Annotated in this window: 15 protein-coding genes; 13 read left to right on the forward strand and 2 right to left on the reverse strand. The window is 31.9% G+C overall.

What is annotated here, in order from left to right:
• Nucleotides 1-606 precede the first annotated feature (606 nt).
• From lysS to ABIK75_06580, 13 genes are all read left to right on the forward strand, one after another.
• A complete protein-coding gene (gene lysS, locus ABIK75_06520) occupies nt 607-2,262 on the forward strand; it encodes a lysine--tRNA ligase (protein ID MEO0090736.1) in 1,656 nt (551 codons plus the stop codon).
• Entirely contained in the window at nt 2,259-3,461 is a 1,203-nt protein-coding gene (locus ABIK75_06525) for an FtsX-like permease family protein (GenBank protein ID MEO0090737.1), read from the forward strand. The genes lysS and ABIK75_06525 overlap by 4 nt, the downstream gene beginning before the upstream one ends.
• A complete protein-coding gene (locus ABIK75_06530) occupies nt 3,454-4,134 on the forward strand; it encodes an ABC transporter ATP-binding protein (protein ID MEO0090738.1) in 681 nt (226 codons plus the stop codon). Before ABIK75_06525 ends, ABIK75_06530 begins: the two co-directional genes overlap by 8 nt.
• 2 nt (nt 4,135-4,136) lie before the next feature.
• Complete coding sequence (locus ABIK75_06535) at nt 4,137-4,667, forward strand: UvrB/UvrC motif-containing protein (protein MEO0090739.1); 531 nt, start codon at nt 4,137-4,139, stop codon at nt 4,665-4,667.
• On the forward strand, nt 4,657-5,703 hold the full coding sequence (locus tag ABIK75_06540; GenBank protein ID MEO0090740.1) for a protein arginine kinase: 1,047 nt from the start codon (nt 4,657-4,659) through the stop codon (nt 5,701-5,703). The genes ABIK75_06535 and ABIK75_06540 overlap by 11 nt, the downstream gene beginning before the upstream one ends.
• Entirely contained in the window at nt 5,696-7,063 is a 1,368-nt protein-coding gene (gene selA / locus ABIK75_06545; protein ID MEO0090741.1) for an L-seryl-tRNA(Sec) selenium transferase, read from the forward strand. The genes ABIK75_06540 and selA overlap by 8 nt, the downstream gene beginning before the upstream one ends.
• Nucleotides 7,064-7,073: 10 nt before the next feature.
• Complete coding sequence (gene dnaN, locus ABIK75_06550) at nt 7,074-8,201, forward strand: DNA polymerase III subunit beta (protein MEO0090742.1); 1,128 nt, start codon at nt 7,074-7,076, stop codon at nt 8,199-8,201.
• Nucleotides 8,202-8,203: 2 nt separating this feature from the next.
• Complete coding sequence (locus tag ABIK75_06555) at nt 8,204-8,986, forward strand: hypothetical protein (protein MEO0090743.1); 783 nt, start codon at nt 8,204-8,206, stop codon at nt 8,984-8,986.
• A gap of 5 nt (nt 8,987-8,991) precedes the next feature.
• A complete protein-coding gene (gene purD, locus ABIK75_06560) occupies nt 8,992-10,275 on the forward strand; it encodes a phosphoribosylamine--glycine ligase (GenBank protein MEO0090744.1) in 1,284 nt (427 codons plus the stop codon).
• Nucleotides 10,272-11,192: a low molecular weight protein arginine phosphatase gene (locus ABIK75_06565; protein MEO0090745.1), complete on the forward strand. Its 921-nt coding sequence runs from the start codon at nt 10,272-10,274 to the stop codon at nt 11,190-11,192. Before purD ends, ABIK75_06565 begins: the two co-directional genes overlap by 4 nt.
• Before the next feature lie 9 nt (nt 11,193-11,201).
• Entirely contained in the window at nt 11,202-12,359 is a 1,158-nt protein-coding gene (locus ABIK75_06570) for an acyl-CoA dehydrogenase family protein (protein MEO0090746.1), read from the forward strand.
• Nucleotides 12,360-12,362: 3 nt separating this feature from the next.
• Nucleotides 12,363-14,255, forward strand: a complete 1,893-nt coding sequence (locus tag ABIK75_06575; protein MEO0090747.1) for a M14 family zinc carboxypeptidase — start codon at nt 12,363-12,365, stop codon at nt 14,253-14,255.
• 76 nt (nt 14,256-14,331) lie between these two features.
• Complete coding sequence (locus ABIK75_06580) at nt 14,332-14,961, forward strand: 3D domain-containing protein (GenBank protein ID MEO0090748.1); 630 nt, start codon at nt 14,332-14,334, stop codon at nt 14,959-14,961.
• On the opposite strand, the gene ABIK75_06585 is transcribed toward ABIK75_06580, so the two are convergent.
• Both ABIK75_06585 and ABIK75_06590 read right to left on the reverse strand, forming a co-directional pair.
• The gene (locus tag ABIK75_06585; protein MEO0090749.1) at nt 14,962-15,750 is read right to left on the reverse strand and encodes a polysaccharide deacetylase family protein; all 789 of its coding nucleotides are present in this window, start codon (nt 15,748-15,750) and stop codon (nt 14,962-14,964) included.
• Nucleotides 15,740-16,163, reverse strand: a 424-nt coding sequence (locus tag ABIK75_06590) for a phosphatase (protein ID MEO0090750.1), incomplete at its 5' end; no start/stop codon positions are given. The genes ABIK75_06590 and ABIK75_06585, both read right to left, overlap by 11 nt.

Raw genomic sequence — 16,163 nt, forward strand, 5'->3', positions numbered from 1 at the left:
GTCAGACCCAGGAGACATTAAGGCATATTGCTGACCTAATTGTTGCCCATAAATGATTAATAATTTAAAAGGACTAAACTTTTATTTATATCTATTAACTTCTTAACTATTTATTAATCCATTCACTTTTATAAATTATTAGAGAATAAAGAAGTTTCTGAATTGGAGTATACAAACTTTATAAAACTGAAATAATTCTTTAATTCTTATTATTTGTTATTTTTAAATACTAAATTCTATACTATCTCCTATACAGCTCCCTTTTTATTTAAAAGAAAAACACCCTTGTTTTAAAGATGTTATGCTTGGAAAATATATAAAAGGGCTACTTATTTAGCCATTATATAAAAGAAAATGCCAACCGTTAAGCACCTCCCTTTTAGGTTTTTCTCTTAATAAATCTTTCTTAACTAATATTTTGGCCTCATGATTTATCATATATTCTCCCTTATATATAGACGAAAAAGAAGCCCCAAAGGTTACCACTTTTTTATTTGTTTCTTAGAGGGGTTTATTTTTTAAGATATCTATTAAATAATTGTATTTTTACTTATTTCAATATTTTAAAAATTGACTTTTCTTTTATTTCCTTTAAAATTTTATTCTATGGATGAATACGAAATTAGGAAAGAAAAGATTAGAAAATTACAAGAATTGAAAATTAATCCTTATCCTTATTATTTTTTGAAAACCCATACAACAAAGGAAGTCAAGGATAATGGAGAGAAACTTATCGAAAATAAACAAGAGGTGAAAGTTGCCGGTAGGATATATTTAGAAAGGGATTTTGGTAAGACGAAGTTTTATACGATTGCTGATGGTTATGATAAGATTCAGATTTATTTTCGGAAAGATATATTAAATGAGAAATATGAACTTTTAGACCTTTTTGATATTGGTGATTTTATTGGTGTTTCCGGTGAGGTTTTTAAAACAAAGACGGGTGAGATTACTATTTTGGTGAAAGATTTTGTTTTGCTTGCTAAATCATTGAGACCTTTTGGTGAGAAATATCATGGATTGAAAGATGTGGAATTACGTTATCGCCAAAGATATTTAGATTTATTGAATAACCAAGAAGTAAGAGAGATTTTCTTAAAAAGAAGTAAAATTATTTCTTTAATCCGCGAATTTCTTGATAAAAAGGGGTTTATAGAAGTGGAAACACCGATCTTACAACCGATTTATGGTGGTGCCTTTGCGACCCCTTTTAAGACTTTTTATGAAAGTTTGGATAAAGAATTTTATTTAAGGATTTCTGACGAACTTTATCTTAAAAGATTATTAATTGGTAATTTTGAAAAGGTTTATGAGATTGGTAAGGATTTCCGCAACGAAGGGATAAGTCGGTTCCATTCTCCGGAATTTACTCAGATTGAGATCTATCAAGCCTATGCCGATTACTATACGATGATGGAACTTTTTGAAGAACTTTTTCTTTTCTTAGTGAAAAATTTGTATAAGGATGATAAGTTTATTTATAGTGAGAAATTTTATTATGGCGAAGGAGAAAAAGAGATTTTTCAGAGAATTAAGGAATTGAAAGAAAAGGGAATTGAGATTAATAAGATTAATATTTATTATCTGAAAGAGAAAGATAAGGAAGAGCGAGAATATCTTTCTTTTTGTGAAGAATTAATTAATTTTTGTAAAGAGCACAATCTCCCTTACCAAGAAGAGAAGAAGGAGAAGCGATGCGCTGAGATTGAATTTTTAATCGAAGTAAAAAGACCCTTTAAAAGAATAAAATTTAGTGAAAGTTTAAATGAGATTTTAGGTATAGATATTTTAGAGGTACCTTTTGATATTTTAAAAAAGAAAGCAAAAGAAGTGGGTATAGATTTTAAAGAAGAGATAACAGAAATTAAATTGTTGGATAAACTTTTTTCGGCACTGATTCAAAAATATCTTATCCAACCAACTTTTGTAATTGACCATCCGAAGATTACTACCCCTTTGGCTAAACCCCATCGGGAAAATCCCTTACTTTGTGAACGGTTTGAGGTTTTTGTTGGTGGTATTGAATTGGGTAATGCCTTTTCGGAAGAGAATAACCCGATAAGACAAAAAGAGAGTTTTTTAGAACTTTTAAAATTGAAAGAAGATGAAACCCCTTTGGATGAGGATTTTATCACCGCTTTAGAGTATGGTATGCCGCCAAGTGGCGGATTGGGAATAGGTATTGACCGATTGGTAATGATACTCACTAACCAATCTTCAATTAGAGAAGTAATCCTCTTCCCCCAATTAAAGGAGAAATGAATTTCGAAAAATTTGTTGCCTTAAAATATCTCAAAGGAAAGAGATTAATTTCTTTGATTAATATTAGTAGTGTTGCCTTGGGAGTCGCCTGTATCATTATTGTCCTTTCAGTTATGAACGGATTCCATTTAGAATTGGAAAGGAGAATCTTGGGGCATACACCCCACATTATTATTATTAAAAGAAATTATGAATTGATTAATAATGTGGATTCCTTAATTGATATCTTAAAGAAGATCGAAGAGATAGAATTTTCTACTCCTTTCATTTTTACTAAGACCTTAATTAAAAGTTCCCATTCTTCTGATGGAATTGTTTTGCGGGGAATAATTCCCGAGAATGAGAAGAGAAGTTTAAATGTTGAAAAGAGCATTATTTTGGGAGATTTTGATTTTTCTTCTTCTCAACCCGGAATTGTTTTGGGAATTGATTTAGCAAAAGTTCTTTCGGTTTCGGTTGGTGACCAAATTACCTTATATTCTCCCTTTGCTACAATTAAAACGCCCTTTGGTTATTTACCGAAAGCCGAAGATTTTATTGTTAAAGGAATTTTTGATGCGGGAATGTATGACTATAATGCCAGTTTGGTTTATATTGATTTGAAAGATGCCCAAAGACTATTAGATTGTGGAAATCAGGTAACCGGTTTAGAATTGAAAATAAAAAATTTATATCAAGCCCGCGAGGTAGCAAAAAAGATAAATAAATTAGTTGGGTATCCCTATCAGGCATTAGATTGGCAGACATTAAACAAAAATCTTTTTGCTGCCTTAAAGTTAGAAAAAGTAGTAACTTTTATTGTCTTGACTCTTTTAATTATTATTGCCTGTTTTGGAATTGTTGCTACTTTGACAATGCTGGTAATAAGAAAGACAAAAGAGATCGGTATTTTAAAAGCGATGGGCAGTAGTACCCAAAAAATTATGAGGATTTTTCTCTATTATGGATTCTTTGTCGGTTTTTCCGGCGCAACAATCGGGGCAATAATTGGTGTTTTCGTCTCCTTTATCTTATCAAAATATCCAATAATTAATCTACCTGCTGATGTCTATTTTATTAAATATCTCCCTACTAAGTTGTTTTTTACTGATGTGTTAATCACTATTTTAGTAGCCTTGGCGATTTCTTTACTTGCCTCTATCTATCCAGCCAAAAAGGCGGCAAGTTTAGTAGTGGTTGAGGCTCTACGTTATGAATAAAATAATTGAGGCGATCGGGATAAAGAAAATATATTATGATAACTCTTACCCAATCGAAGTGTTGAAAGGAATTGATTTAAATATTTATGAGAAAAATATTTACGGAATTTTTGGACCTTCGGGAAGTGGTAAGTCTACTTTGCTGCATATTCTTTCCGGATTAGATTATCCCACCGAAGGGGTAGTGAAAGTTTTTGGTGAAGATTTGCGCAAATTATCAGCAGAAAAATTATTTCAATTAAGAAATGAAAAGTTTGGTTTTCTCTTTCAGTTTCATTATCTTTTACCAGAATTTAATGTGTTAGAAAATGTAATGGTTCCTTTATTAATCCGTGGCGAAAAAGAAGGGGTTGCAAAAAGAAAGGCAAAAAAGATTCTTGAAGAATTAGAAATTCTTGATAAAATTAAATTATACCCAAAAGATTTATCCGGTGGCGAAAGGCAAAAAGTAGGTATTGCGCGCGCCTTAGTCGGCGAACCGAAAGTTTTATTTTTAGATGAGCCAACGGGTAATTTGGATTTAAGAAGCAGTGAGATGATGTTGTCAATTATAATGGAAGTTTATCAAAAAAGAGATTTAACCATTGTCGTTGTTTCCCATAACGAGCGGATAAAAGAACTTTGTAACGAAAAATATTTTTTAAAGGATGGTTATTTAGTAAAATTAATTTAATTATGGAAGAGAACCTTTGCCAAATTTGTCACAAAAATATTGCAGTAATGACAATTACCGAAGTGGACGAAAAAGGAAACAAAATCGAAGTTGCTATTTGTGAAGAATGTGCCAAAAAGAAGGGAATTTTAGAAAGTGGCAAAACATTGAACCTTGACGAAATTTTGAAAATAATGCTTAAAGCCAAAGAGAAAGAAGATAAAGAACTTATTTGTCCTCGTTGTTTGCTTTCTTTTTATGAGTTTAAAAAGTATGGTAAGTTTGGCTGCTCGGACTGTTTTAAGGCTTTTGAAGAAAAACTTATACCCTTTATAAAACGAATCCAAACCACTCTTCGGGAAAAAGAAGACGAAATTTTCCATAAAGGAAAGAAGATCACCATAGGTATAAAAAGGGGACTTTTGCTTTCAGAAATTAAGAAATTAAAAGGAGAATTAGAAAGAGCGATTAAAGAAGAAGATTATGAACGGGCAGCCAAGATTAGAGATATGATAAAAGAAAAAGAGAATGAATTAAGGAAAAATGAGATTTAATAAAATTTTACTCCCTGGTTTCTTAAGAGAGATCGGCAAAGAGGGCGATGTTTGTATCTCTTCGCGGATAAGGTTTGCTCGCAATTTAGAAAACCATCTTTTTCTTTTAAAAGCGAGTCCCAAAGAACAAGAAGAAGTGATTGAAGAGATAAAAGAAGTTGTTGATAAATTAGGAGGGTTTGAGTTTTATCCCGAGAAGGAATTTACTGAATTATTTTTAAATTTTCTTTTGGAACGGCATTTGATTTCGCCTGATTTTGTGTTAAGTAAAAATCGACGGGGATTGTTTGTCGACAAAGAAGAAAAAGTTAGTATTATGATAAACGAAGAAGATCATTTACGATTACAGATTATTGAAGCCGGTTTTTGTTTGGACGAAATCTTTGTTAAAATAAACGAATTGGATGATCGGTTAGAAAAAGAATTACCTTACGCCTTTTCGGAAAAGTTTGGCTTCTTAACGGCTTGTCCAACAAATTTGGGAACAGGGATGCGCGCGAGTGTTATGCTTCATTTACCAGGTCTACTTTTAACTAACGAAATTGAGAAGGCAATAAAAGCTGCCCGGAGTATCGGTTTTTTAGTAAGAGGGATTTATGGCGAAGGGACGAAGACTATTGGTAGTTATTTTCAAATAAGTAACCAATTTACCATTGGGATGAAAGAAGAAGAAATTATTGAAAGCACCAAAAATTTGGTAACGGAAATTATTAATTATGAAAGAAAGGCAAGAGATTATCTTTTAAAGAATTTAAAAAAGGAGATTGAAGATCGGGTTTGGCGGGCTTACGGAATACTTACTAATGCGCGACTTTTAAGTTCGGAAGAAGCGATTAATCTCTTATCGACATTGCGATTGGGCGTTTGCTTAGAAATAATTGATAAAGTCTCTTTATTAACAATAAACATTCTCACTCTTCTTGTTAAACGGGCTAATCTAATGTTTTATTTAAGAAAAAAAGACCTTACTGAAGAAGAAAGAGATTATGAAAGAGCCTTGTTGGTAAAAAAATTTTTAAAGAGAAAAAATGAATGAAGAAGTATTAAGAAAAATTCCTGCGATCAGTAGTTTGTTAGATGAAGAAGAGATAAAAAAATTGATGGAAATTTATCCCAAAGAACTTGTGCGATATTTTTTAAAAGAAGAAATTAATCGGATTAGAGAAGAGATAATTAATAACAAAAGAGAAGAGATAGATAAAAAAGAGATTTTTGAAAATGTGAAAAGGGCGGTTTCACCAAGTTTAAAAAGAGTTATTAATGGTTTAGGGGTAATTCTTCACACCGGTCTGGGGCGAGCACCTTATAGTAAAAATATAAAAGAAACGGTTTCGCAATTTTTAGAGGGATTTTGTAATTTAGAAATAAACGAAGAAGATGGTCGCAGAGGTAGTCGGATGCGCCACATTGAGAAACTTCTCATTGCTTTAACAGGTGCGGAAGCCGGTATCGTCTGCAATAATAATGCCGGAGCAACCTTTTTAATACTGAAAGTTTTGGCCGAAGGAAAGGAGGTGATTGTTTCTCGTGGCGAACTTATTGAAATTGGCGGTGCTTTTCGTTTACCTGATGTGATGAGGTCAGCGGGGGTTATTCTTCGCGAAGTGGGAACAACCAACCGAACCCATTTGCGAGATTATGAACAAGCGATTAACGAAAACACGGGTTTGATTTTAAAAGTACATAAAAGCAATTATCGAATTATTGGTTTTACGAAAGAGGTACCAATTGAAGAATTAGTAAAACTAGGAAAGAGATACAAAATTCCGGTAGTGGATGATTTAGGAAGTGGTGCCTTAATTGATTTTTCTAAATATGGGCTTCCTAAAGAACCGGTCGTGAGAGAAAGTATTGAAAAAGGTGCTGATTTGGTTTGTTTTTCTGGCGATAAGTTGATTGGTGGTCCTCAATGCGGAGTAATTGTTGGTAAAAAAGAATATGTTAAAAAACTTGCTTCTCATCCAGTAATGAGGATTTTAAGAGTGGATAAAACAAGATTGGCTATTTTAGAAAATACTTTGAGACTTTTCTTTGATGAAGAAAAATTATTAGCGGAACACGAAGTAATAAAAATGATTCTCAAAAAAGAAGAGGAGATAAAAAAGATGGCCAAAAAGGTATTAAACGCTTTAAAAGATAGAAAAGAGAAATATCAGTTGGCTATCTTACCAGGAGAATGTGAGATTGGTGGCGGTTCTTTACCCGGAGTTAAACTAAAAACTTATCTTTTAAGAATTAAACATCAAAATGTTGAAGATCTAGCAAGAAGATTAAGAAAAAATGAAATACCGATTTATGGTCGAATAGAAAAAAATAGTCTTTTATTAGATTTTCGAACAATAAGGGAAGAAGAGATAAAATTATTAATAAAAGGTTTAAAAGAAGTATTAAATTAAAGGAGGTTTTATGCGGCTAAAAATTGCCACAGAAATTTTTAAAAAATTATTAGAAAAAGTTATCAAAATTGTTCCCAGCCGTTCTGCCTTTCCAATTTTACAAAATGTCTATCTTTCTTGCGATAATGAGAATTTTTCAATTTACGCTACCGATTTAGATTTTTGGTGCTATGTAGAAAAACGGTTAGGTAAGGATGTGATTAAAGAAAAGGGAGAAGCGGTAGTTTTTGGTCGGAAACTTCTGGAGAGTTTACGAGAGATTTCTGAGCCCCTTTTGGAATTATTTTTAGAAGAGAATACCCTTTCCTTAAAAACCAGCAAAGGGAAATACCAATTTCTCACCGCCCCGCCGGAAGATTTTCCTAAACGAGAAGATCTGCCTCAAGAAAATTCTTTTACTTTTGATAATCGACTTTTAATCGAAATGTTTGAAAAGACCGGTTTTTGTGTTTCTAAAGAGACCAGCCGTCCGGCTCTTACCGGAGTACTTTTAGAAATTAGAGACCAAGAACTACGTTTTGTTGGTACCGATGGCTATCGCTTATCCCTTTATAAGAAAAAAATAGATACGGGAATTACTAAAAATATCTCATTAATAATCCCACCAACAGCTTTTGAGTTACTTTTGGAAGATGTGAAAGAAGTAAAAATTTATTTTGATGAATCGCGAATTGGTTTTGAATATGATTTAGAAGGAGAAAAATACTTATTTATTTCTCGGTTGATCGAAGGTCCTTATCCTGATTACGAAAAAGCAATCCCTACGGCAGAAGAGAATTATTACACCTTTGAGGTAGACGAATTTTTAAAGAGTTTAAAGCGAGTATCAATTTTTGCTCGTGCGGAAGATCGGACAAGAATGGTTATTTTAGATTTAAAAGAAGATCGGATAAAACTTTTTACCGAATCGGTAGATGTTGGTAGGGGAGAAGAGGAAGTTACGGGAAGATATGTAGGAGAAGGAATGGAAGTGGCTTTTAACGCATTATATCTTCAAGAAATTCTTTCTCATATTGAAAGCGATAAAACTACTATTTATTTTTCTTCGCCCACTTCAGCAATGAAAATTATTCCGGAAAAAATAAAAGAAGACGAAGAAATTTTATATCTTTTAATGCCAATGCATTATGAGAGGTAAATATGAAAAATAAAAAAATTTTATTTTTAATTATTTTAATTAATATCTTTTTTTGCCAAAAGAAAGAAGAGGTTTATATCCAAGGATGGGTTTCAAAAATGGAATTTACTAAAGATAATGTAAAATATTTTCGGGAGGTCGGGGTTTATAACTACCGAGGGTTTAAAATGATTCCTAAGGTTTTTATGAACGATACTTTTTTATCGTTAAGAAATGAACCCTTTACCTATGCCTTTTATGGAAATTATTCACCCTTTCTTACTAATCGAAAGTATAAATTAAAAGTAGAACATCAAGATGGTATTGCCTTTTCCGAAGTTTATATGCCTAAGGAATTTGAAATCCTTTATCCTAAAGAAGAGACAATTATTGAGAAAAGCTCCGCACCTTTTAAAATCTTTTGGCAAAAAAGTGAAGGAGCAGAATGGTATGAAATAAATTTTATTGTGGAATATGATTATCTTTTACCTAATGGTGATGATGATGAGTTTATCTTTTCTTTAGATACTGTTGTAAAAGATACTTATTTGATAATCGATGGTAAAAGAATCTTTCCCGATTATATTGAGGAGATTTTAGATGGCGAAGGGAATATTACTATCTATTCCGGAACTGGTCCGGCTTTAAGACCTGGTGAAAAGGGAAATATCAAAGGTTGCGGTTATGGTTTCTTTAATGCCTTATATTCTCCTGAGGATCGAACATTTTATATTGAAACACCACCAAAAGTTAAAAAACAAATTTGTAATAAACAAAAAATTTTAGAAAAATTAAAAAACCGATAAGAGTTATGAAAGTTTTGGTTGTTGGCGGCGGTGGCAGAGAGCACGCCTTAGTTTGGAAATTGAAGCAGTCACCATTAATAAAAGAAATATATTGTGCTCCTGGTAATGGCGGCATCTCGGAAATTGCTGAAATAGTAAACATTTCTTCTGAAGATTTAACAGGAATTTTAAATTTCTGCCAAGAAAAAAGGATTGATTTGGTAGTAGTTGGTCCGGAAATGCCTTTATCTTTAGGAATTACTGATTTGTTAGAAGAAAATAATATTAAAGTTTTTGGTCCAAATAAAAAGGCTTCTCTTTTAGAAGCAAGCAAGATCTTTGCTAAGGAGTTTATGAAAAAATATGGAATACCTACCGCCGATTTTGCTGTTTTTGATAAAGAAAATATTGAGAAGGCAAAAGATTATGTCCTTTCTTTATTGGAAAAGAATAATTTTTGCGTAATTAAAGCCGATGGTCTCTGTTTTGGCAAAGGTTCCTTTGTGGTAGATGATAAAGAGAAGGCATTAAGAATAATTGAAGATTTAATGGTTAAAGAAATTTTGGGAAAAGCCGGGGCAAAAATTGTGGTTGAAGAATGTCTTTTTGGCTATGAGGCAAGTTTAATTGGTGTCACGGATGGTGAAAAGGTTTTACAGTTTTTGCCTTCTCAGGATCACAAGAGATTGTTAGATAATGATGAAGGACCAAATACTGGTGGAATGGGTGCCTATTCTCCATTACCTTTTTTAAAAGAAGATCTATTGAAAAAGGCAAAGGAAGAAATTTTTGAGAGATTGCTTTTTGGTTTAAAAGAAGAGAAGATTGAATATTGTGGAGTGATCTATGCCGGAATTATGGTGAGCAAACAGGATATTTTTGTTTTAGAATTTAATGTTCGATTTGGTGATCCCGAAACGCAAGCAATTTTACCGTTATTAAAGTCTGATCTGTTAGAAATAATTTTGTTAGCCAAGGATAAACAACTGAAAAAAGAGTTAGAGTTTTATAGTAAAAGTTCTCTTTGTGTTGTTTTAGCATCGCAAGGATATCCTTATCAATATGAAAAAGGGAAAAAAATAAAATTGCCAAAAGAGGTTGATGAAAGTAAGAATCTTATTTTTCATTCTGGGACAGAGAAAAGAGATGGAGAATTTTATACCAGTGGTGGTCGAGTATTGTCAGTATGTGGAATTGGCAAAGATTTAAAAGAAGCACAAGAACAGGCTTATGCTTTGATTCCGGAAATTTATTTTGAAGGGATGCATTACCGAAAGGATATTGGTAAAAAAGGAATAGAATTATTATGAAAAAGGAAGTAAAACTTATTAAATTATATGAAAATCTTTTACTTGGTAGTAAAGAAAAGGAAGTTTTATTAAATTTATTAGCCGAATTAAATCTTACTCAATTGCCAATTCTTCAGGTTATTAAAGATAACGAGCAAGAAAATTTTTTCCCAATAAAACCATTAGTTATTTTTTATGCTGATGAATATTTTTTAAATATTGATAAAAAGGAGCGAGAAACCTTAAAGGGATTATATTTTTTAGAATTTCGTGAAGAAGATTTTTTAATTTCGGCTAATGAGTTAATTAATTTTTTAAAGAAGAAATATAAGGTTGAAAAAAATTTCAAGGATTTATCAAAAATAAAAAATTGGACCTATATTGAAAAAAAAGAAGAAGAAATTTTTTTAATGAAACGGGGTTATCATTCTTTATATTCCTTAGAAAAGGAACTGAAAAGAAAAATAAAAATAAAGAGGGATTATTGGTTTAATATTTTAATTATCTGTACCGGAAATACCTGCCGAAGCCCAATGGCAAAAGGAATATTGGAAAACTATTTAAAAGATTATCCTGTTTTTATTTATTCGGCTGGAACAACTGCTTTAAAAAAATCTCCACCTTCTTCGTATGCCGAAAAGGCTTTAAAAGAGATTGGAATTGATATTAGTGACCATCGTAGTCGGCAGGTGGATGAAAAAATGGTAGTACAAGCCGATTTGATTCTATGTGCCGAAAAAAATCATATTTATTATTTAGAAACTTTTTATCCGGAATACAAAGATAAAATTTTTCTCATAAAAGGATATCCTAATAAAAACGGTGAAGATCTTTTAGATCCAATTGGTTTGGATTATGATGTTTATTTGAGGGTAAGGGATGAATTAATGATTGCTTTAAAAAATGTCGCAGAAGATATTAAAGAAAGATTTGATTAGGAGGAAGTTATGGATATTTTTTTAACCGAAGAACAGAGAATGATAAAAAACTTAACAAGAAAATTTGCCGAAGAAAAGATAAAACCTGTTAGGCAGAAATTAGATGAAAAAGGCGAGTTTCCTTTTGAACTCTTAAAGGAAATGGCGAAACTGGATTTATTTCGGATTTATATTCCCGAAGAATATGAAGGAATGGGTGGTGGAATTTTTGAGATGTGTTTGGTTGTTGAGGAGATTTCTCGGATTTGTGGTGCCGTTGGTGTCTCTTATGCTGCTTGCGGATTGGCTGCCTTTCCAATTATTATTGCCGGAAATGAAGAGCAAAAAAGAAAATATCTACCAAGATTTGCTAATGGAGCAATCGGTGCCTTTTGTTTAACCGAGGCAAATGCTGGTAGTGATGCCAGTAATGTAGAAACTACCGCAGTTAAAGATGGTGATTTTTATATTTTAAATGGAACAAAACAGTTTATTACCAATGGTAGTGTAGCCGATATTTATGTAGTAGTGGCTTCTACTGATAGAAAAAAAGGTGCGCGGGGACTTTCTTGCTTTATTGTGGAAAAAGATACACCCGGACTTTCTTTTGGTAAGGAAGAGAATAAAATGGGAATAAGAGCATCTAAAACAACCGAAGTTATCTTTACTGATTGTAAGGTGCCAAAGGAAAATCTATTAGGAAAAGAGGGAATGGGATTTATCATCACAATGAGAACTTTTGATAAAACAAGACCAGGTGTGGGTGCTCAGGCAGTAGGAATTGCCCAAGGTGCCTTGGAAGAGGCAATTAATTATGCTAAACAGAGGAAACAGTTTGGTCAGCCAATTGCTTCTTTTCAGGGTATTCAATTTATGCTTGCCCAAATGGCAACGAAGATTGAGGCTGCAAGACAACTTGTCTATTATGCGGCAAAGGTTTGTGACAGTGGTGCTAAAAATATTTCGGCAGTATCTTCAATGGCAAAACTTTTTGCTTCGGATGTCGCAATGGAAGTAACAACTAATGCTGTTCAAATTTTTGGTGGCTATGGTTATATGAAAGATTATCCAGTAGAAAAGATGATGAGAGATGCGAAAATAACCCAAATTTATGAAGGAACAAACCAAATTCAACAACAGATTATTGCTTTAGAGTTGATAAAAGGAACTTACCAGCCAACTCTCTAAAAAATGAATAATAAAATATTATTATTCTTATTTTTTATATTTAGTTTTACTTTTGCTACTGAAAAACTGGTTGAGGTGAGGATTTTTAAGCAGGCAGATATCTTATATCTCTCAGAACAAGGTTTTGATATTATTACCCGCAAAGGTGATTTTCTTTATATTTTAACCGATGAAAAGGGAATTGGAGAATTGATGGGTTTAGGTTATCCGATAAAGATTGTTTATGAAGATTATCAAAAGGAGATGGAAAAGATAAGTTTACAATATCCTTCTTTCCAAGAGGTTCTTTTTCAGTTAGATTCTTTAGCCCGTAGATTTCCGGAAATAACCAAATTAGAAACATTAGGTTATAGTGGAAGTTATCCGATAGTCAGTATGAAAATAACCGATAATCCTTTGATAGAAGAAGAGGAGCCGGAAATAAAGATTACTGGTTGCCATCACGGAAATGAGAAGATTTCAACAGCGATTTGTTTATATTATATTAAAAGATTATTAAATGAATATTATGAAAATCCTTTAATAAATTATCTTGTTAATAACCGAGAAATTTGGATTATTCCGATATTGAACTCAGATGGTTATGTAAGAAACAGACGATATAACAATAATAATGTAGATTTAAACCGGGATTATGGTTATATGTGGGCAGGGAGTGGAAATAGTCCTTCTCCTTTATCGCAAAATGAAACAAAGATAATGAGAGAATTGTCAGTTAATAATAATTTTTCTTTCTCTTACGATTATCATTCGGCTGCTTCTTATGTGAATTACTTATGGGATTTTCATCCAAAAGACCCGCCCGATTCTAATTATATTATCTATCTTTCCCAAAGATATGCAGATTCTACTTATGGTTCTTCTACCACTCGTTTGGTGCCAATTAATGGTTATGATTGGTATATGGTAAGGGGTTCTTCTCAGGATTATCTTTTTGGTGTTTTTGGAACATTATCTTGGACAATTGAAACCCAACAGCCATCGTCCCAAATACAAATAGATTCAATAGGTATGGCAAATTATCGGGCATTTATTGATGTTTTAAGGATTATGAAAAAGGGGATTATTGGTAAGGTTATTGATTCAATTACGAATGAGCCAATACCGGCACTAATTACCTTTTATTCACCAAAGAGATGGCATATATATAATGACCCATTTTTAGGCGATTTTTATAAGCCATTACCAGAAGGAGAGTATAATATGATAGTATATGCTTGTGGATATTATCCAAAAATGATTGAAAATATAATAGTAAATCCTGATACTGCTACTGAGATTTTAGTAAAACTTATTCCTAATGAGAATCCAATAGGTTTTGCTTATCGGGTGTATTATGTAAAAAGGACTGATACTGACTCATTAAACCCGACATTAACAACCGACTGTTTGGGTTTACCCGATTCTTTATTTTATTCTCTATGTTTTGGTGGCGAAATAGTCTTAGAGGTAGATAAAAGAAAGCCAATAAGAAACTTCTCAGGAATTGATTTTGTGGTTTATGAGGGAGACGATGGAATTACCGAAAGTTATGACTGTTATGTCTCATTAGATTTAATAAACTGGCATTATTGTGGCAGAGGTTTAGGAACCCAAGGGTTTGATTTAAATAATACTCCTTTGGATAGTGCCTATTATATAAAGATAGTAGATGTTAATAGCGGTTCCAATAATCTGCCTTATGCTGGTTTTGATTTGGATGGAGTTATATATTATATTGGTGAAGTAGGAATTGCTGAAAATAATGTTAATAAAAGGATAAATAATGATAAGTTTAGGATTTTCAATTATTTAGGTCAGAATATCAGTAATAGAGGAATAAAGAACTTGAAAAAAGGGGTTTATTTTATAAAAAATAGGGAAGAGATAAGAAAGATAGTAAAAATAAGGGACTAAACTATAGGTTTTTTCTATTTGACTTTTCCTTATAATTTCCTTAAAATTTAAACAAGTTTTTAAAAAGGGGTGGGCTATGAGGTATGCGGTAATTTTATTATTTTTGGTTTTGTTAATTATTTTTTGTACTCCTTTGAGATTAGAAAGACCATTAACACCGGCTTTTACTATTAAGCCATTACCCAAAGCACCTCCTTTAAAGCAAGGTAGGTATCTTGGAAAATTTAAGGTTAGTTTCTATTGGATAGTAAAAGAGGAGGATTATAAAGGTAAAAGGAATATCCCATTATATTTAGATGATGGAAAACTTTTGGGCTATTTTCCTGCTTCCTTTGTTAGAGACTTAAAGATTGAATCCTGTGCCCAATTAAGAGATGGTAGGATTATTTCTTATTTAAAAAAGAAAAATCGGGTAAAAGTTGTTGATAGACCATTAGGATGTGGTTTTAAATTAACTCCGTTAAAATCTATTGCCTGCGACCCCGAATTTATTAAATTAGGCTCTCTTTTATATATCCCTAATATATTTGGCTTAAAGATAAATGCTAATGAAACCCATAATGGTCTTTTTTATGCCCACGATATCGGCTCAGAAATAAAAGGAAGAAAAATAGATATATTTTTAGGTTATAAAGAAAATCACCATACTTTTAGATTAGCAGGAATAAAGCACGGAACAGAGGTTGATGTCTATTTATTAGAATAGTTATCTTATTTTTAATATATCAAAAGATATTGGAAAATAAATCTTTTCTAATGGTTTCTTTTGAAGATAGATTTTCTTTAAAAAATCCTGCCACCAGATTTCATACATCTCTTTTAAGGTAACTACCTTAATATTTTTCTCTTTTAATTTCTCTATTAGGATTTCAAAATCTTTTATTGAATAATCAGTAAAATATTTAGGGTCTTTTACTATCCGATGGAAAAGAAGGATAGAGTATCTGTTTTTATCAATATATTCTAATATTTCTTCCATCTTGGTATCTTTTCTTATCTCTTTTATCGGTAAGTACCATTTCTTTAAAAGGAAATTTACTTCACCAAAAGAGGTTGCCCTTGCCTGAAGATAGCCATTATTTATTAATAGATTTATCACCCTTTTATCATATTTTCCATAAGGATAGATAAAAGTAACAATTTCTCTACCAAAAATACCTTCTAATCTCTTTTTTGATTCTTTAATTTCTCTTTCTATCTCATTATCGCTTAATTTTGTTAAATAACGATGGGTTAGAGAATGGGAGGCAATTTCAATATCTAAATTTTCTAACATCTCTTTTATTTCGGAAATAGTGAGATAGCGATAATCATTTTCATTCTTTATTTTTCTATCTTTTAGATAACCAGCAATTAATCCCAGAGTAAAAGGAAAGTTATATTTCTTTAATAGGGGATAGGCATTCTTATAAACGGAATAAAAGCCATCATCAAAGTTTATTGAGACATATTTCTCATTTAATAGGATTGTAATAAAAAGAAGGTTATATATCAAGGAAGAGTTGTTTTTTCTTTTCCTTTAATCTTTCTAAATGGAAATAGGGTAGTTTTATTTCTCCCATAAATAATTTTCCTTTTCTTCCACCATGACAATCAGAACCACCAGTAATTAAAAGGTTGTATTTCTTAGCAATTTCTGAAAAGTAATTTATATGATATTCAGTATGGTCAGGATGATAGACTTCAATTCCCAATATACCCAATTTTATCAAAGGGAATATTATCTTTTCAAAATCATAAGATACCGGATGTGCCAAAACCGGTATGCCTTTAAAATCTCTAATAATTTTTAATGCTTCTTCTGGGCTTATCTCCATTTTTGGAACATAGGCAGGAGAATGATAGCCAATAAATTTCATAAAGGCTTCTTCAATCGTTGATACATAACCCTCTTCTAATAAAGCCTGG

The sequence above is a fragment of the candidate division WOR-3 bacterium genome (assembly GCA_039801725.1).
Taxonomy (GTDB): domain Bacteria; phylum Hydrothermota; class Tepidihabitantia; order Tepidihabitantales; family DTDR01; genus DTDR01.